The sequence below is a fragment of the Kordia jejudonensis genome (genome assembly GCF_001005315.1).
In the GTDB taxonomy this organism is placed as follows: Bacteria; Bacteroidota; Bacteroidia; order Flavobacteriales; family Flavobacteriaceae; genus Kordia; species Kordia jejudonensis.
Map to the genome: position 1 here is coordinate 40,300 of NZ_LBMG01000023.1, position 21,951 is coordinate 62,250.

Below are 21,951 nucleotides of genomic sequence, written 5' to 3' on the forward strand. Positions count from 1 at the left end.
ACTGAATCTTGTAGTTCAGGAACTAGAAATAGTTTCTGTCTTTGTTAGTAAATGCAAAGCGCAACTAAATTAGTTGCGCTTTGTGTGTTTATGATGGATCTGCAATTAAATCTGTTTGATTTCGAAATACGAGTTCATCATCAAATTCATCCAATAGAATGATGCTATCTACCGTAACTTTTCCACTCAGAATTTCTTTTGAAAGCTGATTGAGTACTTTGCGTTGAATGACACGTTTTACAGGTCGCGCACCAAATTGTGGATCGAATCCATGCTTGGCTAAATACGCAATAGCTTCTTCGGTAGCATCCAATGTAATTTGCTGTTTCGCCAACATTTTGATAATATTTTTGAATTGTAAGCGTACAATTTCTTTGATATTACTTTGTGTTAATGGCGTAAACATGACAATATCATCAATACGATTTAAAAATTCTGGGCGAACCGTTTGTTTCAACAAACCTAAGACTTCCACTTTGGCAGCTTCCATCGCAGTATTTACATCTTGCACAGCTTTGAATTTTTCTTCAATGATATGACTTCCCATGTTTGATGTCATAATGATGATGGTATTTTTGAAATCTGCAATTCTCCCTTTGTTGTCTGTCAATCGTCCTTCATCGAGCACTTGTAATAATACATTAAAGGTATCAGGATGCGCTTTTTCAATTTCATCTAACAATACTACAGAATATGGTTTTCTTCGTACGGCTTCTGTCAATTGGCCACCTTCATCATAACCTACATATCCTGGAGGCGCACCAACCAAGCGACTTACCGAATGTGATTCTTGATATTCGCTCATGTCAATTCGGGTCATGGCGTTTTCATCATCAAATAAGTAGGAGGCAAGTGCTTTTGCTAATTCAGTTTTTCCAACACCTGTAGTTCCTAAAAATAGGAAGGAACCAATTGGACGATTTACATCTTGCAATCCTGCACGACTTCTACGAACAGCATCTGAAACTGCAATGATGGCTTCTTCTTGTCCCACTACACGTTTGTGCAATTCTGTTTCCAATTGTAACAGTTTTTCACGTTCGCTTTGCAGCATTTTGGTCACAGGAATTCCTGTCCACTTTGCCACAACTTCCGCAATATCTTCGTTGGTAACTTCTTCTTTAATGAGTGCATGATCTTCTTGTAGGGCTAAATCTTGCTGTAACGCATCTAGTTTTGCTTGTGCTTCTTTGATTTTTCCATAGCGCAATTCGGCAACTTTTCCATAATTCCCTTCGCGTTCTGCTCGTTCCGCTTCCGCGCGATAGTTCTCAATAGCTTCTTTTGTCGCTTGTACTTGATCGACGACATCTTTTTCAGATTGCCATTTTGCGAAAATTTCGTTGCGTTCGTCTTTGATGTTTGCCAATTCAGCATTTAACGATTTGAGTTTGACTTCATCATTTTCACGCTTAATTGCTTCAATTTCAATTTCTAACTGCATGATGCGTCTGTCTAACACATCTAAATCTTCAGGTTTAGAGTTGATTTCCATGCGGAGTTTAGAAGCAGCTTCATCAATTAAATCAATGGCTTTGTCTGGCAAGAAACGATTCGTAATATAGCGTTGTGAAAGTTCAACTGCTGCAATAATCGCTTCGTCTTTGATACGTACTTTATGGTGTGTTTCGTACTTTTCTTTGATTCCTCTTAAAATAGAAATTGCACTTTCCGTATCAGGTTCGTTTACCATAATCTTCTGAAAACGACGTTCTAAAGCTTTGTCTTTTTCAAAGTATTTTTGATATTCATCTAAAGTTGTTGCTCCAATAGCTCTCAATTCGCCACGTGCTAAAGCAGGTTTTAAAATGTTTGCAGCATCCATGGCGCCTTGTCCGCCACCAGCACCAACTAAGGTGTGAATTTCGTCAATAAAAAGTACAATATCGCCATCAGCAGAAGTTACTTCTTTGATGACAGCTTTTAAGCGTTCTTCAAATTCTCCTTTGAATTTTGCACCAGCAATTAATGCGCCCATATCAAGCGAATAGATTTGCTTGTCTTTTAGATTTTCAGGAACATCGCCTTGTATGATTCTGTGCGCTAAACCTTCTGCAATAGCGGTTTTACCAACACCTGGCTCTCCAACTAAAATTGGATTGTTTTTCGTTCTTCTGGATAGTATTTGCAAAACTCTACGGATTTCTTCATCGCGTCCAATAACAGGATCAAGCTTTCCATCATTTGCTAATTGATTCAAATTATTTGCATATTTGTTTAGCGAATTATACGTTTCTTCAGCATTTGCCGAAGTTACAGGTTCGCCTTTGCTCAATTCTAAAATGGCAGCTTTTAAATCTTTTTCGGTTACCCCTTGATCTTTTAAAATCTGCGCTATTTTACTTTTCGATTTAAATATTGCCAGCACCAAGTGTGACGTAGAAACAAATTCGTCGCCCATATCTTTTGCAATAATACTGGCATCCGTCAGTGTTTTTCCTGTAGCAGGCGAAAGCATGATATTTCCGCCACTAACTTTTGCAAAACTTGTCAGCGTACTGTCTAATATTTGAGTTAATAATGCAACATTTACATCTAGTTTTTTTAGAAGAAATGGTAATACATTGTCGTCAACTTCCATAATGGCTTTGAAAAGATGTTCATTTTCAATGAGTTGATGTCCAAATGTTTGTGTAAGTTGCTGCGCTTGTTGTACAGCTTCTTGCGATTTTATAGTATAATTATTAAAATTCATAGCGTTGTATTGTGTGTTTTTTGATAATTTTACAATTCTTGTTCCATTTACGGATTCAAGACAAAATGGCGGTTAAACGTAATGTTTTCAAGACATTTTGACATTTTTACAAATATTGAAAGTTTTCAAAAGTACTTTCGACTCACTCTTTAAATTTAGTACATACTTATGGGAATATTCAATAAAATATTCGGAAATTCTGATACTTCTGAAACTCCAGAGCCTTCAAAAATCCATTGGACACCTTTGACAGATATGGATCAATTGGACACTATTGTGGAAACGTCTAAAACACAACCTGTAGCTATTTTTAAGCACAGCACACGTTGTGGAATTAGCAACATGGTCATTAAACAGTTTGAAAAATCGTATGATTTGGAAGCAAACCAAATGAAGGTTTATTATTTAGATTTGTTGAATTACCGCCCAATTTCACAAGAGATTGCTGCACGTTTTCAGGTATGGCATGAAAGTCCACAGTTGATTGTTATAAAGAACGGTAGTACTGTTGCGCATGCTTCTCACAGTCAAATTAACGCGCTTCCGTTGGCACAATTTGTATAACAATTGCTCCTTTTTTAGCTTAGCATACGAATTAAGAATTTTTTAAGAGAGATTTTACTTTCTTATTTGTACATTGATTGGACAACATTCAATCAATCAACAAACGTTCTTAACACTGCTATGAAAGCTACCATTAACTTATGGATAATGCTATTTTTTGCATTTGCCATACAATCGTTCGTACTCGCTATTTTATTTTTTTTGAAGCGAAAAGGAGACAGAATTGCGAATAGTATTTTCGGAATTTTTCTCATGTTGTTCTCGTACAATCTACTTTTTAATTGTGCGTATTGGTCTAACTATCAAGGCTCTTTTGTAGAGCATATGTCGTTTACCAATTTTATTCCTTGGGTTTCTTATGGCCCATTACTTTATGTATATATCAAACGCGTTTTAAAGCAACGTCCTTTTACGTGGACAGATTTTAGACATGCCATTCCAGTTATTTGGATCTTAATGGTATTTGGACGTTTTTACTTTTTACCCTACGATGTAAAATTAACGGTCGCGGCAGAGAACACCTATGAAAATTATGTGAATTGGTGGCCAATTCCTAGAGAATACATGGTGTACACTGTTATGCTGTTGATGTTTGTCTACGTTTTTAAAATTTATGCTTTTTACAAGAAAGAAAAAGGCAACGTACCTGAGCCGCAACGGTTGTGGATAAAGTCGTTATGGCTTTGTTTTTCAGGGTTTGCCTTTGTGTTTTTTATCTACTTTGTACTGATTTATATGCGTTTAATGACGATTTCCAATGATTATTTAATTGGTTATGCCATGATATTTTTTATCGGAATTGTCTCGTATTTCAGTTTTATGCAACCTAATATTTTTTCAGGAACAATCCAGTTTCCATTTGCTAAATATCAAAATAATGGATTGTCCAGAACCATAGCCAATGAAATGAAAGATAAGTTGGTTTTTTTGATGGAATCGGATAAATTATTTTTAGATAATTCGCTTACGCTAGATGTGTTAGCGGAGCGATTGAACTTATCTCGACATCATACTTCACAGTTGATCAATGAATATTTCAGGGTAAACTTCTTCGAGTTTGTCAATAACTATCGGATTGACGAAGCCAAAAAGCTTTTGCAAGATCATAACAATACGTTAAATATCAATCAGATAATTTACGCTGCTGGATTTAACAATAGAACTTCATTTTACAACGCATTCAAGAAAAAGACAGGTGTTTCGCCCAAATCCTACAGAAATACACACAGGAAGACTTCATGATTTTTAAAATTTTGTTTTTGTAAACCTTTATCGGTTGGGATGTTTTTGTACACTTTTCTGATTTCCTTTATTCCTGAAATAAACGGCCATTTATTCAGAATAGGGGAAGCCGAAAAACTAAAAGAGTAGGCATATTGTAAATAAAACATCATGAAAAAACAAGAGTTAACATCAGTATTAAAGTTAAAGAAGTCGGTAGTATCAAATTTCAATACGTTGAAAGTAAAAGGAGGAACTATTGGCATTGAATCTGCTGACAGGTTGCACTGTGAAACAGAAGATTGTACGCAAAATTGTTTCACATTATTGTATACAAACTGTTATCAATGTCCAAATACGACTTGTTAAGCAATGCAAACGTGGAAGCCGAAAAACGTACGAGTAGGCATATTTAAAAAACAATTCATCATGAAGAAAAAAAGCAACGTAAAATCGTTAAAGATTAATAAATCAAGTGTCGCAAGTTTATCAGATAAAAAAGTAGACATGATCAAAGGCGGATCAGCAGTTCCACATTTGTGTCCAACTTTCATTCCGATACTTTGCTTAGTTACCTATCGTTCATGCAACTTTACGGAAACGTTTCGATCGTGTCCTGTATAATTTTGCATCATTTAAATTATTTATAAATCATTAAAACCGAAACATTATGAAAAAATCAGTGATCAAAAATTCATTACAGATTAAAAAAGCAACCATTGCGCAGTTACATGATACACAAGTTGATTCCATAAAAGGTGGATCTACCATTGCAACTTCCGTATTGGCAGCATTGTGTAGAACTATTAACCCACTAGATTGTTCAATGAGTGCATTTTGTGCATATTAGATTGATTCAATTTTTTGTGATTGACAACTTCAGGCTTCGGTTTGGAGTTGTTTTTTTGTGTAAACATATGACAAACTCAACTTTTCTAGTAACTTGCGGTCAAATTGAGCGTTTTCATGTGTGATCCAATAATTTATGTACTTTTAGGTTTGGCAGTTGGCTATATTGGCGGTTTTGCAGGTATTGGTGGCGGACCGTTTTTAGTATCATTTCTAGTTTTATACTGTGGAATGTCGCAATTAGCCGCACAAGGAAATGTACTGACCATGATGTTAGGTCCAATGAGTTTATTAGGCGTCATGTCTATGTATGAATATGTCAAAAAACAATGGATTCATATTGCCATTGGTGTGATTTCCTATTGTGTTTTCTCGTATTTTGGCGCCGTCTTTGCTTTTTATATTGGAGAGACAGACTTAAAATATTACTTCGCCGTATTATTAATCATTATTGCTTTTCTTCAATTTAAATCATATTTGAAAAAAAACGCAAAAGCTTCTGACAAAGAACACATTGCCTATCATTGGATATTTATTTTAGCCGCTTGTACAGGAATTTTAGGAGGTATGTTTGGCATTGGAGCTGGTGTTTTAATGGTTCCAATACTAATTAGCGGATTTAAGCTTAAAAAGGAATATGCACGCGCTTTGAGTTTAGCCATCCTAATTCCACCTGTGAGTTACGGCGCATTTATAAAATATAACTTTGAAAATCCTGTCGATTGGCAATTGGTTGGCATCCTTTTTGGCACTTACTTCATTTCAAACTTCTTCGGAGCTAAGATGGGCAGCAAAGTTTCAGGGAAAGCATTCACGCTTGTGTATGGCATCATTTTGTTATCTATTGCCATTATATATTTAGTCTAATGACTATTTAATACAACTTCACAATAATTCCTAGTTTTCTTTTTTTAACAATCTTGTAGTAAAAATGTTACAGATTTAACACTTTACTAAAACCATATCTATTTTATGGTTTTACATGTAATTATACACTTTTTTTTGTCGTATAATTGGTTAACCAAATTGGAAAACCAGTTTGGTTAACCAGAAATTTAACCAAAAACCATTTAAATCATGAAACATTTTTTTTCGAATGTAACGTACAAATTATTAAAAATTGCAACTGTGGTCTGCCTTATCTTTTGCTATGTAGCATGCTCCGAAGATACAATTACTGAAACAGACGAAGTACTTTTAGTAGATGAAGACTTGACATTGCAAGCAAAGAACTCTGAAATTATACCTGTGAGCGTTTCTGCTAACGGCGATGATGGAAATGTTCCCCAAAACACATTGGACGGAAGCCTAGGAACACGTTGGTCATCAAATGGCTATAATGGAAAATACATTACCTACGATTTGGGAAGTGTAAAGTCCGTTTCGTCAGTTAAATTAGCTTTCTACAAAGGAAATCAGCGAAAAGCATACTTTAAAATTAGAGTGGGAACATCTATTTATAATTTACAAACAATTGTAGACAAAAAAACATCAGGGAGTAGTGGAAACACAAACGGATTAGAAACCTACACTTTCAATACAGTTAATGTACGCTATGTACGTATTTCATGTTTTGGAAATTCTTCAAGTTCTTGGAATAGTATTACAGAAACAGAAATTTATGGAACTGGCGGAACTACTGGCGGTGGAAACTCACCTGGAGATGTTTTAGGTTTGACATCAAATGACTGGAAATTGAATGGATTTACAGGAAGTCCAGGAGCAAACGCAACGTATAGAGACAATGTATTGGCTTCTACAGGACAAACGTTTTCAACATATAACGATCCTAATTATTTTTATACAGATGGCGAATGGACATTTTTTAAATGCTACAGAGGTTTAGGTGGATCTGCAAATTCTGGAAATCCTAGAGTGGAATTACGAGAAATGAGCAATGGAAATTTAGCCAGTTGGAACGGTGGATCTGGAAATAATACGATGACATTTACAGTGAGAGTTGATCGTTTGCCGCAAGATGCTGATAATAATGGTGGAGTTTTATGTTTTGCACAAATTCACGGTCCGTCAAATACGGTTGATGATGTGATTAGAGTACAATTTATAGGAGATGAAAATCAAACTTCTGGAAATGTACGTCTTAAAATTAGCGGTTACATCACTGAAGATGTTCAAGGAAAAAGTCTAATTATTGACAATGGCTACAAACTTGATACAAGTTATACGTTTAAAATTCAGTACAACAATGGAGTTGTAAAAGTTTTTGATGGTGGTTCTGAAATTTTCTCACAAGCAATTGGAACAAACACTTCAGGAAACTATTTCAAAGTTGGAAACTACTTGCAATCAGTTCAAGGAGCTAGTTATACAGGTTCGCACGGAATTGTACGCATTAAGAATTTAAGTATTACACACTAAGCTTTTCAAGTATTTGAAAAGTGAAATTCTGAATTTATTTCAGCATCAAACTATTTTATTTTTCTCGAATTAGCACAAAAAAACTCCCAATGTAAGTATTGGGAGTTTTATGTATATAAATGGTACTTTATTTTTTCTTCGGTTGAAAAACGGGCAATAATTTTGAAGAAACTTCTCCAAAACCAATACGTACATGTTCATTTTTACAATGTCCGCGCATGGTTACCGTATCGCCATCATTGATAAACGTTCGTTCAGATCCATCATTTAATTTCACAGGGTTTTTTCCTGCCCAAGACAATTCTAACATAGAACCATACGAATCAGGTGTTTTTCCAGAAAGCGTTCCACTTCCCATCATATCGCCAGAATTTACAGGACAACCATTTACCGTATGATGCGTCAATTGCTGAACCATGTTCCAATACATGTATTTAAAATTAGAACGCGCAACAATAGTTTCTTCACTATTTTCAGGTGTAATACCTACTTCTAAATGAATATCATAACTTTTCTTTCCTGAATATTGTAAATATTCTAACTGTGGTTTTAAAGGTTTTGGACTTTCTACTCTAAATGGCTCTAAAGCATCCATAGTAACGATCCAAGGAGAAATTGACGATGCAAAACTCTTTCCTAAAAATGGTCCTAATGGTACATATTCCCACTTTTGAATGTCACGTGCACTCCAATCATTAAACAATACAACACCAAAAATATAATCTTCTGCTTCATCAATAGGAATTGGTTCTCCTAAATTGTTAGCATCTGTAGTAATGAATGCCATTTCCAATTCAAAATCAACACGCTGCGAAGGACCAAAAACAGGTGTTTCTGCTCCAGCGGGCAATGTTTGTCCTTGCGGACGATGAATCGGAATTCCAGATGGAATAATCGAAGAACTTCTTCCATGATATCCTACAGGAACGTGCAACCAATTTGGCATTAATGCGTTATCGGCACCACGAAACATAGTACCTACATTTGTCGCATGTTCAATACTTGAATAAAAATCAGTATAATCACCAATTTGAACTGGCAATTGCATTTCTATTTCATCTAAAGTAAAAATAATTGTATTTCTATGTTCTGCATGATCGCGCAAATCGCCATTATCGGCATCAAAAATGTCTCCAATACGATTACGAACCAAGCGCCATGTTTTCTTTCCGTCCGAAATAAAATCATTCAAGCTATCTTGAAGAAAAATATCATCTGTCAACGGAATTCCATCAAAGTATCCAAGTTGGTGTAGTGCTCCTAAATCTATGGCAAAATCGCCTATACGTGTACCAATGGTAATCACATCATCTCTAGTGAGGAAAACTCCAAAAGGAATGTTTTGTATAGGGAAGTCACTATCAGGAGCAACTTCTAGCCATGTTTTTCTATTGGGATTATTTGTAGTATCTGGCATGGTTGTGTTGAATATTTATAATTTGATAAAAATTGTTATTTCTATTCAAATATATGAGTTTTCTATATGAGTTATGGAATCTATATCATATTTTTGGATTTTATTAACATAGACTCAAAATAATGCAACGCGACGAACAAATTTTTGAATTAATTCAAGCCGAAAAAGAAAGACAAAAAGAAGGATTAGAGTTGATCGCTTCTGAAAACTTTGTAAGCGACCAAGTAATGGAAGCTGTTGGCTCTGTACTGACTAATAAATACGCAGAAGGATATCCTGGAAAACGTTACTACGGCGGCTGTGAAGTTGTAGATGAAGTAGAAAATATAGCTATTGAAAGAGCAAAAGCTTTATTTGGTGCCGAATACGTTAATGTACAACCACATAGTGGAAGTCAAGCAAATACAGCCGTTTTTGCAGCGTGTTTGAAACCAGGAGACAAAATCTTAGGATTCGATTTATCTCATGGTGGACACTTAACACATGGTTCTCCCGTAAACTTCTCTGGAAAATTATACACACCAACTTTTTACGGAGTAGAAGAGGAGACAGGCGTATTAAATTATGATAAAATTCAAGAAATTGCTACCAAAGAGCAACCAAAAATGATCATCGCTGGTGCATCTGCATATTCAAGAGATATCGATTTTGAACGCTTTCGCGAGATTGCTGATAGTGTAAATGCACTATTATTAGCCGATATTTCACATCCTTCTGGATTGATTGCTAAAGGCCTATTAAACGATCCAATTCCACATTGTCATATTGTTACGACAACCACACATAAAACCTTGCGTGGACCTCGTGGTGGACTCATCATGATGGGGAAAGATTTTGAAAATCCTTTTGGACTCAAATTGAAGAATGGAAACTTACGCAAAATGTCTTCATTACTAGATAGTGGCGTTTTTCCAGGAAACCAAGGCGGACCTTTAGAACATGTCATTGCAGGAAAAGCAATTGCTTTTGGAGAAGCATTGACAGATGCCTTTATGCACTACATTTTACAAGTTCAAAAAAATGCAAAAGCTATGGCGGCAGCATTTGTAGCCAAAGGATATCATATTATTTCTGGTGGAACAGACAATCACATGATGTTAATTGATCTTAGAAATAAAAACATCACAGGAAAAGATGCTGAAAAAGCACTTGGAAAAGCTGATATTACGGTGAATAAAAATATGGTTCCGTTTGACGATAAAAGTCCGTTTGTAACGTCTGGAATTCGTGTTGGTACTGCAGCAATAACAACCAGAGGTCTTAAAGAAGACGATATGGCACTTATTGTTGAATATATCGATGAAGCGTTGATGAATTACGAAAGTGATGAAAAATTAGAAAGCATTGCATTTAAAGTAAATGTAATGATGTCTGATAAGCCATTATTTCAAGCATAAGTCCTAAAAAAGAGCGCAATAGTATAACGTTTTAACATAAAATTAAGATTTATTATATTTGCAATGAGATGTAAAAAATTGCAAATATGAAATACGCTATTCAGATTTGTAACATAAATTGAAAAGTGAGTAGCGAATTCCATCTGCCATTACTGTATTCTAAACAATAAACAGATGAAAAGTTATACTATTGCTGTATTAACGTGCCTGTGTATTTCCCTAGCAAGCGCACAAGTACTTTTTGAAGACAAAGCTTTTGAACTCGGTATCAATATTACTGGAAACGCAAGTACACAACTTGGTGGCGTGAGTTTCTACGATTACGATAATGATGGTTGGGACGACTTAACCTTTGCGAGTAAAGAAAATTTCCCCGTACGATTTTTTAAAAACAATTCAGGAACGTTTGTAGAAGAGACATTCAACATTACTATCGGAAATCATTCCAAACAGGTATTGTGGGTCGATTATGATAACGATGGCGATAATGATTTGTTTGTGACAAAATTTGATGCGTCAAACAAATTGTACCAAAACGATGGAAATTTCAATTTTACAGATGTGACCGCTATTGCGGGATTTCCCTCAACAACATTATTTACCTATGGCGCTTCTTTTGGCGATTATGACAATGATGGCGATTTAGATTTATTCTTAAGTAATAAAGATGATGCTAAAATCATTCCGAATCAATTGTATAGAAATAACGGAAACGGAACATTTACAGATGTTTCGTTGATAGCTGGCATCAGTTCGGTTGGACATTTATCATTCTGTTCTTCATTTTTTGACTATGATAATGATGGCTTTTTAGATATTTATATTTCCAATGACCGATTTGCCAATACAAATATTCTCTACAAAAACAACGGAAACGGAACCTTTACAGATGTAAGTTTGGCTTCTGGTGCTGGCGTTGCGGCAAATGCAATGTCTACCACAATTGACGATTACAATTATGATGGTTTTCTAGATATTTACGTTACGAATACCACAGAAGGAAATCATCTTCTCAAAAATAATGGCGACGGAACGTTTACAGATGAAGCTACTGCTTCAGGAACCATTTTTAATAGCATAGGTTGGGGCGCAAATTTCTTTGATGCAGACAATGATACCGATTTAGATTTGTATGTTTCTAGTATGATAAACGATCCAAATTCAGGATTGTTAACCACCGCTTTTTATGAATGTGATGCAAATTATACGTATACAATTCCTGCAAATGCTGGATTTACAACAGACACATACACAAGTTTCTCAAATGCCATTGGCGATGTCAATAATGATGGTTATCAGGATTTTGTGGTCATCAATTTGGCGCCAGATAACAATTCGTTATGGAGAAGTACTGGCGGAACAAACAATTGGTTAAAAGTCAAGCTGGACGGAACTACGAGTAACAAAGCAGGAATTGGCGCAAAAATAAAAGCAACTATCAATGGAGCGCCAATGTACAGATACGTATTGTGTGGCGAAGCATTTTTAGGACAAAACTCTGCTACAGAACTTTTCGGATTGGGCACAGCAACTACAATTGATATGCTCGAAATCTTCTGGCCAAGCGGCATTACAGATACATATACAAACGTAAATGCCAATCAATTACTTACTGTAACCGAAGGAAGCACATTAGGAATACAAGAAGAAAATGCTGGGAGTTTCAGCGTGTATCCAAATCCTGCAACGGATTACATTATCGTTTCAACTACAGTTTCTGAATCCTACACAAGTACGATTTATGACAGTTTGGGCAAACAAGTATTTTCTCAGAAATCACAAGGTTTGCATTCAAAATTGGATGTTTCAAATTTATCTAGTGGAATTTTCTTTTTAGAAATTCGTACTGAAAGCAGTAAAACTGTTCAAAAAATCATTATTTATTAAAATGATCTCAAACTAAAAAAGATAAATTAGCGCAAAAATAAGTAGCGTAATTCCGATAATAACTTTAAAAGGCATTAATTTTTTGGAAATCTTTACCAATACTCCGCCAACAGCTGGAATTTGACTTACCACATGCGTCAATAACAATAAGCCGCCTGAAACTGCTACCAATTCATATAGAAAGCCACCTTTTGAGAAAATAAGCAGAAAAAGTCCAAGACCAAATGAAATACCTCCGATAATAAGAGTAAACGGCATTAATTTCTTGGCGACATTATTAAAGAAATTGCTTTCGCCATCAAGTTTGTCTAGTGCGGTAATTCCGAGTAGAATTCCTGCTAATATATTGGCAATGTCAAAAATAAATCCCATGGTTTTTTGAATTTAGTGTTAAACTATTCTTTGTTTTTATTGTAATACCAATATACAAATAAAAAAAGCATCTTAACAGCATGTTTGTCTTTTAGAATACTATTCGATATAAGGATTTTTTTTTGGATGAATTCAAATAGGTTTTAAGAAAGAATATCTTGTTTGTTAAAAATGGAATGCTTAATTCTTTTCAGTGGTTATGATTGGCATTGTGTTTTCGATAATTATTTTTTGGAATTCTTCTCTATGTTCATAAGGAATCAAATGTCCAGCTTTTTCAAGTGTAAATAATTCTTTTTGAGTTGCTTGTAGAAGGTTGTAATAACTTTGTGTTAGTTTTGAGTTGGTTTGATAATCACGCTCGCCAATTATAAAAAATACAGGACAGTCAATTTTTTTTAAAGATTGAAATAAATTTTCTTGACTTGCTTCGTTAAAAAGTGGTAACCAAGTATTTGCCCACGACAATACTCGTTTTTTAAATGATTTTTTCTTAGCATATTTTTTCCCTTCAAAATCAAAAAGCCATTTTCTTGCATAATATAATTCTTCTGCCGTTTTAAACGGAATAGATACTTTAGACAGTTCATTTATTGCCTTGGTATTCTTCTGTTCTTTAGCATGTTTTTTTAGCATTTCTAGTGTTAGAAGTTCACTTTCACTCTGATGTACTAGTGGATTCGTTGCTATAAAAGCGTGAATAAGTTCAGGATGATTTTTCGCTATATGAAAGCCAAGTAATGTACCATATGAATGTGCTACCAGTACAATTTTTTTCTTATTAAACTTTTGAAGAAGATATTGTATGAGTATATAAGTGTCATTTTTAAAAAAGTTCTTGACTGAGATCAACTTCTAAATTCTTTAAATGTAACGTTTTACCTGTCTTTCGTTGATCCCACAATACTACAGTAAAGTCTTGTTGAAGTTTCCCAAACATTTTATCAATTTGGGTCATTACAGAATCTCCCGGACCACCATTTATATAAAGGAGTACTGGATTTTCAAGATAATCTCCTTTAATGCGAATTACTTGCTCTGAATTGGAAATACGTACTGTTTCAGTTGTATCAATTTTGGTGTTGGTTGTTTGACTATGTCCCAAATATCCATAAAGTACTATTAGTAGTAGCGTAATTGCTCGTCCCATTATATATGATTGAAAATTCTAAAACATTCAATCAAAAAGTATTCCAAAAACAGCCTTCGTGTTTAGTTAACACTTAAGCTTTTTTGACATCAATTAATGGTTTTAATCATCTTCAAAAATCACATTTTGATACGCGCCTGCATCAGTTTTGTTATTTGGTGCAGTAGTTCGGTTAGTTCCTAAAATATCATTTGGAGCAAACATTGAAGTTATTGTCGGATTTCCAATTCCGATTGCATCAGAATCTGCACCGATCATAAATTCGTTTTCTTCAGGATTTTTAAAGTCTATTGAATTCGAACTTAATAACAAGGAAACTTCATCAAATAGCGTTGATTCATTAAAGTTATATAGCGGATCGGTTGTAAATCTATTTTGAAAATCATCAAATTTAATCAAGCAATTCTGAAAATTATACACAAAGGCAGCGCTTTCATTTGCATCTAAAACTAGCTCAATATTATTATTTCCATCAATGATACAGTTTAAAAATGTAGCATCAATTGGTTCCAATAGTGGAAAACTTCCATCTTGCAAATCAAAATAGTTGTCCAATAATACTGTTGGAAATACTCTGAAACTATTTGTCCAATAATTGGCAAATGTACAATGCGTAAATCTATATTGTCCACCAAAATTACAGTATAAAGAAGCTTGTCCTGCATTTCCAATAACCGTATTTGTAGCTTCTACAAAACCAGTTCGTGCGAGTAAACCAACGGTAGCACTGTTATGAATTTGAGAATTGTTGAGTGTCAATGTCGGATTTGCAGTTCCGTCATTATTATCTGCCAAAATTCCTACGGAAGCATTTTTTATAGTTGCATGATTGATGAAGTTATTGGTACTTCCATCTGTCAGCCAAATGGTTCCCCATTGTCCTGGAACGTTCGCAAAAACAGGCTCTAAACGATCGCCTTCAAAAATAACTTCGCCTTCGAGTTCTTCTGTTGTACTTGTGGTTCCATTCACTTGCAATGAACCTTCATTGGCGACAATAATGCCCGAATTTGCATGAAAATGAACTCTTGCGCCTGCATCAATAGTTAAGACTTTATTTTGCCCAACGGCGGCATATCCGTAAATGACGTAAGGTTTATCATTTGTCCAGTTGAGTTCTGTATCTTCTAAAAAGAAACCTTCTATTCGTGTTTCATTGCCTTCATCATCAACACTTAACAACAATGTTTCAACAGTTCCGTCATTAAATTGTTGTGGATAGAGAAAAACAGCATCTTGCACAAGCGTGACGAGTTCTACTTTTTGCTGATTTCCACCTGTATCAAATTGTATGGCATCTGTATATAAAAACTGATCGCCACTCGCAAAATCATTGATATTCACGGTCGTTTCTACAAATATGAACAAACTGTCATTGGCTAATAATTCAACATTTTCAAATACTTTTCCAGCAATTCCATCAACATTTAAACGATATTTAGACGTTTCGCCTTCGCCCAATTGTATTGTTGGAATATTAATATCATCATCACTTCGGTTGTATACTTTTAGGTTATACGTACTTGAACCAATATTGGTAAAAATGGTGTCAAGGTATACGGTGTCTTTAGAAAATTCTAATTGTCCAGAACTCGGAACGGTTACAAAATCTTTTCGACATGAACTCCAAAGTATGGCAATTGCGAAAATTAAAAAAGCATATAAAAGTTTCTTCATTGTAATATTTTAATCATGATACATCTTCAAGTAGACATACATTTAGCTGTAAAAATATAACTTTTTGAAGTTCTAATTATTGTTTATCGCTCGATTTTTTATTTTCAGCACGTTTTGCAGCTCTTTCTGCTTTGCGTGCTGCTCTCTCTGCGCGTCTTTTTTCACGTTTTTCACGCCATTTTTTCTTTTGAAACGCAAAGTAGTTTTGAATGCGGAGTTTATTTTCTGTTTGCACTTTGGTCACTGGTTTATCATTATCTTCTATCAATGGCTCAGATGATATCACATATCCACCAACAGTAACAATTTCTCCTAAAACGTTTGATTATAATTGTACATCATGCTTATTTTTTGTGACTTTAATTTCTGTAGATTCATACCCAATATAATTAACGATTAACGTATCGTTTCTCTTCATATACAGTATGTAATGACCATCAAAATTTGTAGTTACGCTAGTTTCCGTATTTTTTACTTTCACTGTTGCACCAGCTAAAGGAAGTCCTGCATCATCGGTTATTGTTCCATTAACTGCTAGACTATCATTTCGCTTCTGTATATCTTCAGCAGTAACAATTGCCACAGCTCCAATATTTACTTTGACTAATCTTGAATTGGGAATTGGCAGTATTTGCGATTCACCCAAGCTATTGTCCGTTTGTAATACGACATTAATTTTTTCCTTCGTTACTTTTATTTCAGCAGTGATATATCCAACATAACTTACTATGAGTACATCATTTTTATTCACATTAAGTGTATAATTGCCATCAAAATCTGTAATTATTCCTTGTTGGGTTCCTTTAATTTTGATAGTTGCACCTGGCAATGGGAATCCAGTATCATCTGTAATTATACCACTAACTGTAATGCTTTCTTTTTGCTTGTGAAGCGATCCAATATGTAACGAAGTATATGTAGTAGCATTCGTGTGTTCCGTTTTTGGTTTTTCGATTGTATTTTTTTTCACTTCTTGAGAAAAAAGTGTGATGGGAAGCAAAAATGAAGCCGCATATGATAACCAATGATTTCGTTTTTTTCTATCGACAATTAGTTTCCGATCTAATTGAGAAGTATGAAAACGTCCGCAAACATTGTCATTTTTCTGAAAATGTTGTATAATTTGTTCATCACTTTCAGCGGTAAAATCAATAACTTCTTTCGTGCAAACGTTACAAAACTTACCTTTTTGTGTTGGTGTCATTTCATTCCAATCTTCATGACAAGGTTCTGGAATACGAATAGTTATTTTTGGATGTTTCATATGTTTATATTGAATATATTTCAAATAAAACATAAAAACATAAAAACATAAGGTAGAAAACCGACAATGAGTGAAGCACTCTTTTTAGTGAGTTAACGTATATGCTATACAGATTTCTTTCTTCTTCGGATTGCTAGTAATCCAACGATTGGTCCTAACGCCAATATGCTAAATACTATTGGTGTATCAGTTACTGTTTGCAATGCATTCAATAATTGTATACTTATGATTGTGATTGAAAACCCAATACAATTTACAATGGTTAGTGCGGTACCTTTTAATGCTACTGGCGCATTTTGTGCAACCAATGTAGAAAATAGTGGCGAATCTGCAATAACGACTATTCCCCAAAAAAGGAGAAATGCAATGAAAATTTCCAACGAATTTATATAAAATACAAACGGAAGCAAAAGGCAACAGATACACGACAATAATAACGATAAGTAGGCAATCTGTTTTACGTTGAATTTTTGAACTAAATAACCACCAAGTACACAACCCAAACCACCAATTGCAATTATTATAAAGGAAAGAAAAGGAATCGCATTTGTCATTTCAGCATGTTTTTCCATGTAGCGTTGAAGTATCACGGGAACAAATGCCCAAAAAGCGTATAATTCCCACATGTGTCCAAAATATCCAAAGGCAGCAGCTCGGAAATTCGATTCTTTAAAAATGGTAGGAATCGCGGAAATATTGATGTGTTGACTTGGTTTTCTATACGGACCATTGGGCACTAAACCAAACATCAATATACCGCCTAATGTCGCAATAGCAGTAGTGATCATCACAACCGATTCCCACGGTAAACTTCCTTTGATGTCTTTCAATAAGTGTGGAAAAGCAGTTCCAATAACAAGCGCACCAACCAAATATCCTAGCGATTTGCCAAGTCCTTTTTCAAAATAATCGGCGGCAATTTTCATGCCTACTGGGTAAATTCCCGCAAGGAAAAACCCTGTTAGAAATCGAAAACTAAGAATCGTAACAAATGTATTTCCTTTCCAAATGATGCACATATTAAACATTGCGCCTAAAAAAGCACACATCATAAAAACTTTCGATGGCGAATACCGATCGGCTACTGAAAGAAGCGCAAAAATTAAAGTACCAACAATAAATCCGAATTGCACACTAGAAGTAAGATAGCCCAAAGCACTTTCTCCGAGATTAAAATTTGATTCCAATTCGGGCATAATTCCGTTTCCTGCAAACCACAAGGATGTACAAAAAAATTGTGAAATTACTATAATAGGAAGAATGTGTTTAGGGACGTTCATTAAAGTTAATACACGTTGTTGGTATTTGTGATGGCTAAAACTACAATAATCTTATCCAATTGAGAAATGAACAGTAAGAGTTTTGTGAAGTATAAAAAAAACTCCTTTATTCAATACAGAAATAAAGGAGTTTGTTATTGAAAAGATACTTATAATTACAACTCGTCTACAATAAAATTGAAACCACTTGCAACTGGCGTATACACACCATCTACGACTTGAAACACTTGCATGGTAAATCCGTTGTTATACGAATATAATATATAGGATAATCCTGGTATTTGTAATGTTTGAGATACTACTACAGAAGCTCCGTCATTTACATTTCCGTTGTAACTAATAGTATATTTCTGTTGTCCAGAATCATACTGACATGAAAAGTTATTGTTACTGATAATTTGACCGTTTGAAGCGACCGATCCGCAAAAAATTGACATAATGTTAAGGTTTTAAAAATGATTAATAATTAGTTGATAAAACATCTCGTATATTGCTCAGCGCTAAGCCATTAATTTGATGTTGTTTTGGTATGATTCAAAAGTAGATGGTTTTCAAACGAAGTAAAAGATAGCTACTACGTGATTTAAAACACGTGTTATAAGCAATGCAAACGCGTAGAAATACGTATGTGTAATTGTCTTATTTACAATAATTTAGTAAAAACCTTAAAACTATTTTAATTATGGCTTTAGAACCAATTGATAACTTCGATGAAATGAAGTTAGGAAAAGCGGCAGTTTTAACAGCAAACTGGCGAAAAGAAAATGTAATAAAAGCATTCCTCTTTCATAAAAACGATATTGAATGTTTGGCACAAGAAGAAGGTGTCGTTGGTGTTCGATTTTACATAGGAATTACCACAAAAGAAAATGGAGAAGATGCTCCTGATATGATTGCGGTTGGCGTTAATGATCAAAATGAAGATATTATTAATGAAACATCAGAAGCAAAAAGCATAGATGAATTCAGCGGCATTTACGATTTTGCATTGCCATGTCCAGAATTGTGCGACCCTGAAAGTATATTATTTAAAGCAATTGGAAACGTAAATCCTATCAGGACAACAAGTATGATGAAAACAGTACAACATTCTACGGAAAATGAATGTTTCATTAAATTAGGAGAAATTAGTGAACAAGAAGCTGTTGATCGTGTTTCCATTTGGCAATGTGAAATGAATAAAGAATTGATATCTATCTATTTTAACATTGAAGATTTAGATGCTGTATTTAATGAATTCACAATTATTAACGAAGATACCAATGCTTTACGTGTGTATTTTGGATTAGAAGATGGAGTTCATCGTGTTATACTTATTGGAGCTACTAATAGCGTAAATGATTATTATAGCGATATTGATACACCAGAAGTATATGTAAATACCGCAGCACCATGTACAGGAAATGGAGAAGTTTCATGTGCTGTAAATAGAATTTTATACACAACCTGTACTGAATCATAAATAACGATGCTTTCAAGAACTTTTTTAGCAACCATTAGTGAAATTGCGCAATTGTCATTGGCGCTACCAATACTAGTAATGATATTCAGATTCAAACGTTTTACTAAGTTATTCTGGACGCTGGCAATACTACTCATTGTAGCAGCCATTATTTCGTACAGTGCATATCTTATCTATCTAGAAAAAGAAAATAATATGTACTTATTGCATATGTACACTGTTTTAGAATATGCGCTTTGGAGTGTATTTTACTATCAATTGTTTGAAAATAAAGTTGTTAAAAAAGTAATTGTAAGCATGTTAATCATATTTGTAATTTTTTCAGTTACAAATACCATTTATTGGCAATCGTTAACAACGTTCAATTCATATAGTAGGTCTGTTGAAGGTGCATTTTTATTATGTTTTGCGATTGCATGGTTTTACAAAGTCTTTGTCGATCGTACGATTGTACGACTAGAAACACATCCAGTATTTTGGATCAATGCAGGTGTTTTGGTGTATTTTTCTGGTTCTTTTTTATTATTCATTTCGAATAATTTTTTAGTTCATATTTCTAGACAACATTTCTTTGAAGCTTGGACATTGCATGGACTATTCTTAATAATTCATTATCTTTTTATCGCAATAGGCATATGGTTAATCAAGCACAAGAAGGAACTTCACTAATATTATACGGTGGCATGTTGGGAATGTTTTTCCTAGCAATTGCCATTGTTGGATTTGTTTTAATTTATAAAAAGCGATTGTTACAGCAAAAAATCACGCACCAACAACAGTTGTTAGATAGTGCTATAGAAATTCAAGATGAAGAGCGAAAACGTTTTGCGGCCGATTTACACGATGAAATTGGTGGCGGAATATCAACCATTTTATTGAGTGTTTCTAAATTGAAAAAAGAAGCTGCGCCAGATGAAATACTTGTAGAGCAATCTGACATGGTTCGGGTGCAATTGGATGATTTGTTGAAAAAAGTTCGTGAAATTTCATACAATATCATGCCGCCAACTTTAGAAGATTTTGGTCTAAACGAAGCACTAAGCGATGTATGTTACACCTTAAACGAAACAGGAGTACTCAACGTTGATTACGAATGGAATGGAAGTGAAAAACGATTGAAATTTTCAACCGAACTTGCCATATATCGTATTATAAAAGAACTCATTACAAACGTTGTAAAACATGCAGCTGCGAATACGATTGCAATACAAATCACCAATAATGATGCACATTTCAAATTAATTATAAAAGATGATGGTAAAGGTTTTGATCCAGAAACAGTAAAAAAAGGTGCAGGATTGCGTAATATTTACGATCGTGCATTGATTTTAGGTGCAAATCTTGCCATTTCATCTAAAAAACAACAAGGAACAATAACAACACTTCAACTAAAGAAAAATATATGATTGGAATAGGATTAGTAGACGATCACTTACTATTTAGAGAAGGCATAAAGGCGATATTTCAAGATGAAAAACACATGGGAATTCTTCTTGAAGCTTCAAATGGTAGCGAATTTCTTGAAGCATTACAAAGTTCTGTACTAAAGCCCGAAGTCGTATTATTAGACATTAGAATGCCAATAATGGACGGATACGAAACGGCAAAAATAGTGTTGGAGAAATATCCAGATATGAAAATCATTGTGTTAACCATGCATGAAGAAGAACGGCATATCATCAAAATGATTGAATTGGGCGTCAATGGATATCTCATGAAAAATGCAAGTCCAGAAGAAGTAATTGATAGCATTCGTTGTGTGATGGAATACGATTATTATTTCAACAATAAAATAACCAACATCATGCGAAAAGTAATGATGTACAAAGGAAAACGAACTACGAATCATATCACTTTTGATCTTTCTGAACGTGAAACAGAAATTTTAGCATTAATCTGTAAAGAATACACCGCCAAAGAAATAGGGGAGAAGCTTTTTATAAGTTACCGAACTGTAGAAGGACATCGGAAAAAACTATTGGCAAAACTCAACGTACGAAACACTGCTGGTTTGGTGGTTTTGGCGATAAAGAATGAAATTGTGAAGATTTGAGTTGTATTTTGGATGATAGGTTTTGGGTCTTTGGTTTTGGGTGTTAAATGTTTCTCTAACTTAACAAAGAACAAAGAACAAAGAACAAAGAACAAAGAACGAACAACAAACAACGAACAACGAAGTTAAAATGTTGAATGCTACCTGTTGAATTTTAAATTAGAAAAATAGTTCTTTTTACCAGCAACAAGCAACAAGCAACAAGCAACAAGCAACCAGCAACAAATAACGAATATCGAATTAGAAATTAGGGATGAGGGATGAGGTATGAGGAAAGAATCGAG

General features: G+C 34.4%; 23 protein-coding genes. 13 read left to right on the forward strand and 10 right to left on the reverse strand.

Annotation, left to right across the window (positions count from 1 at the left end; translation table 11 throughout):
* Nucleotides 1-88: 88 nt before the first annotated feature.
* The gene (clpB, locus tag AA089_RS12130; protein ID WP_046757224.1) at nt 89-2,695 is read right to left on the reverse strand and encodes an ATP-dependent chaperone ClpB; all 2,607 of its coding nucleotides are present in this window, start codon (nt 2,693-2,695) and stop codon (nt 89-91) included.
* Nucleotides 2,696-2,863: 168 nt separating this feature from the next.
* On the opposite strand from clpB, the gene ytxJ reads away from it, so the two are divergent.
* From ytxJ to AA089_RS12165, 7 genes are all read left to right on the forward strand, one after another.
* On the forward strand, nt 2,864-3,259 hold the full coding sequence (gene ytxJ, locus AA089_RS12135; protein ID WP_046757225.1) for a bacillithiol system redox-active protein YtxJ: 396 nt from the start codon (nt 2,864-2,866) through the stop codon (nt 3,257-3,259).
* Between the two features lie 120 nt (nt 3,260-3,379).
* Nucleotides 3,380-4,501, forward strand: coding sequence for a helix-turn-helix domain-containing protein (locus tag AA089_RS12140; RefSeq protein WP_046757226.1), 1,122 nt, complete (start codon nt 3,380-3,382; stop codon nt 4,499-4,501).
* A gap of 150 nt (nt 4,502-4,651) precedes the next feature.
* Nucleotides 4,652-4,849 (forward strand): hypothetical protein, encoded by a 198-nt coding sequence (locus AA089_RS12145; protein WP_046757227.1) that lies wholly within the window; start codon nt 4,652-4,654, stop codon nt 4,847-4,849.
* Nucleotides 4,850-4,909: 60 nt separating this feature from the next.
* The gene (locus tag AA089_RS24745; RefSeq protein WP_156168989.1) at nt 4,910-5,104 is read left to right on the forward strand and encodes a hypothetical protein; all 195 of its coding nucleotides are present in this window, start codon (nt 4,910-4,912) and stop codon (nt 5,102-5,104) included.
* A gap of 46 nt (nt 5,105-5,150) precedes the next feature.
* The gene (locus tag AA089_RS12155) at nt 5,151-5,330 is read left to right on the forward strand and encodes a class I lanthipeptide (RefSeq protein WP_046757229.1); all 180 of its coding nucleotides are present in this window, start codon (nt 5,151-5,153) and stop codon (nt 5,328-5,330) included.
* Nucleotides 5,331-5,446: 116 nt separating this feature from the next.
* Nucleotides 5,447-6,196, forward strand: coding sequence for a sulfite exporter TauE/SafE family protein (locus tag AA089_RS12160; RefSeq protein ID WP_046757230.1), 750 nt, complete (start codon nt 5,447-5,449; stop codon nt 6,194-6,196).
* A gap of 210 nt (nt 6,197-6,406) precedes the next feature.
* Nucleotides 6,407-7,708 (forward strand): polysaccharide lyase family 7 protein, encoded by a 1,302-nt coding sequence (locus tag AA089_RS12165; RefSeq protein WP_046757231.1) that lies wholly within the window; start codon nt 6,407-6,409, stop codon nt 7,706-7,708.
* A gap of 127 nt (nt 7,709-7,835) precedes the next feature.
* On the opposite strand, the gene fahA is transcribed toward AA089_RS12165, so the two are convergent.
* Nucleotides 7,836-9,125 carry a fumarylacetoacetase gene (fahA, locus tag AA089_RS12170; RefSeq protein WP_046757232.1) on the reverse strand — a complete coding sequence of 430 codons (1,290 nt, stop codon included), beginning with the start codon at nt 9,123-9,125 and terminating at the stop codon, nt 7,836-7,838.
* 122 nt (nt 9,126-9,247) lie between these two features.
* Between fahA and glyA the strand changes: the two genes are divergently transcribed.
* On the forward strand, nt 9,248-10,522 hold the full coding sequence (gene glyA, locus AA089_RS12175) for a serine hydroxymethyltransferase (RefSeq protein ID WP_046757233.1): 1,275 nt from the start codon (nt 9,248-9,250) through the stop codon (nt 10,520-10,522).
* Nucleotides 10,523-10,696: 174 nt separating this feature from the next.
* Complete coding sequence (locus tag AA089_RS12180) at nt 10,697-12,409, forward strand: FG-GAP-like repeat-containing protein (protein ID WP_046757234.1); 1,713 nt, start codon at nt 10,697-10,699, stop codon at nt 12,407-12,409.
* Nucleotides 12,410-12,421: 12 nt separating this feature from the next.
* Here AA089_RS12180 and AA089_RS12185 read toward each other — a convergent pair whose 3' ends face one another.
* From AA089_RS12185 to AA089_RS12220, 8 genes are all read right to left on the reverse strand, one after another.
* Nucleotides 12,422-12,781: a hypothetical protein gene (locus AA089_RS12185; protein ID WP_046757235.1), complete on the reverse strand. Its 360-nt coding sequence runs from the start codon at nt 12,779-12,781 to the stop codon at nt 12,422-12,424.
* 180 nt (nt 12,782-12,961) lie between these two features.
* A complete protein-coding gene (locus AA089_RS12190; protein WP_046757236.1) occupies nt 12,962-13,633 on the reverse strand; it encodes an alpha/beta fold hydrolase in 672 nt (223 codons plus the stop codon).
* Nucleotides 13,608-13,931 carry a hypothetical protein gene (locus AA089_RS12195; RefSeq protein ID WP_046757237.1) on the reverse strand — a complete coding sequence of 108 codons (324 nt, stop codon included), beginning with the start codon at nt 13,929-13,931 and terminating at the stop codon, nt 13,608-13,610. The genes AA089_RS12190 and AA089_RS12195 overlap by 26 nt, the downstream gene beginning before the upstream one ends.
* A gap of 102 nt (nt 13,932-14,033) precedes the next feature.
* On the reverse strand, nt 14,034-15,608 hold the full coding sequence (locus AA089_RS12200) for a hypothetical protein (protein ID WP_046757238.1): 1,575 nt from the start codon (nt 15,606-15,608) through the stop codon (nt 14,034-14,036).
* Between the two features lie 76 nt (nt 15,609-15,684).
* Entirely contained in the window at nt 15,685-15,843 is a 159-nt protein-coding gene (locus AA089_RS12205; protein ID WP_156168990.1) for a hypothetical protein, read from the reverse strand.
* A 90-nt stretch (nt 15,844-15,933) separates the two neighbouring features.
* Nucleotides 15,934-16,872 (reverse strand): carboxypeptidase-like regulatory domain-containing protein, encoded by a 939-nt coding sequence (locus tag AA089_RS12210; protein WP_046757240.1) that lies wholly within the window; start codon nt 16,870-16,872, stop codon nt 15,934-15,936.
* Nucleotides 16,873-16,976: 104 nt separating this feature from the next.
* A complete protein-coding gene (locus AA089_RS12215) occupies nt 16,977-18,152 on the reverse strand; it encodes an MFS transporter (protein ID WP_046757241.1) in 1,176 nt (391 codons plus the stop codon).
* Between the two features lie 155 nt (nt 18,153-18,307).
* Entirely contained in the window at nt 18,308-18,589 is a 282-nt protein-coding gene (locus AA089_RS12220) for a hypothetical protein (protein WP_046757242.1), read from the reverse strand.
* Nucleotides 18,590-18,834: 245 nt separating this feature from the next.
* Here AA089_RS12220 and AA089_RS12225 point away from each other — a divergent pair, with 245 nt between their 5' ends.
* The 4 genes from AA089_RS12225 to AA089_RS12240 are packed head-to-tail and all read left to right on the forward strand — an operon-like array spanning nt 18,835 to nt 21,667.
* Nucleotides 18,835-19,614, forward strand: a complete 780-nt coding sequence (locus tag AA089_RS12225) for a hypothetical protein (protein WP_046757243.1) — start codon at nt 18,835-18,837, stop codon at nt 19,612-19,614.
* A 6-nt stretch (nt 19,615-19,620) separates the two neighbouring features.
* A complete protein-coding gene (locus AA089_RS12230) occupies nt 19,621-20,283 on the forward strand; it encodes a hypothetical protein (RefSeq protein WP_046757244.1) in 663 nt (220 codons plus the stop codon).
* Complete coding sequence (locus AA089_RS12235; protein ID WP_046757245.1) at nt 20,250-21,020, forward strand: sensor histidine kinase; 771 nt, start codon at nt 20,250-20,252, stop codon at nt 21,018-21,020. The genes AA089_RS12230 and AA089_RS12235 overlap by 34 nt, the downstream gene beginning before the upstream one ends.
* Complete coding sequence (locus AA089_RS12240) at nt 21,017-21,667, forward strand: response regulator transcription factor (RefSeq protein WP_046757246.1); 651 nt, start codon at nt 21,017-21,019, stop codon at nt 21,665-21,667. The genes AA089_RS12235 and AA089_RS12240 overlap by 4 nt, the downstream gene beginning before the upstream one ends.
* The last annotated feature ends 284 nt before the right edge of the window (nt 21,668-21,951 follow it).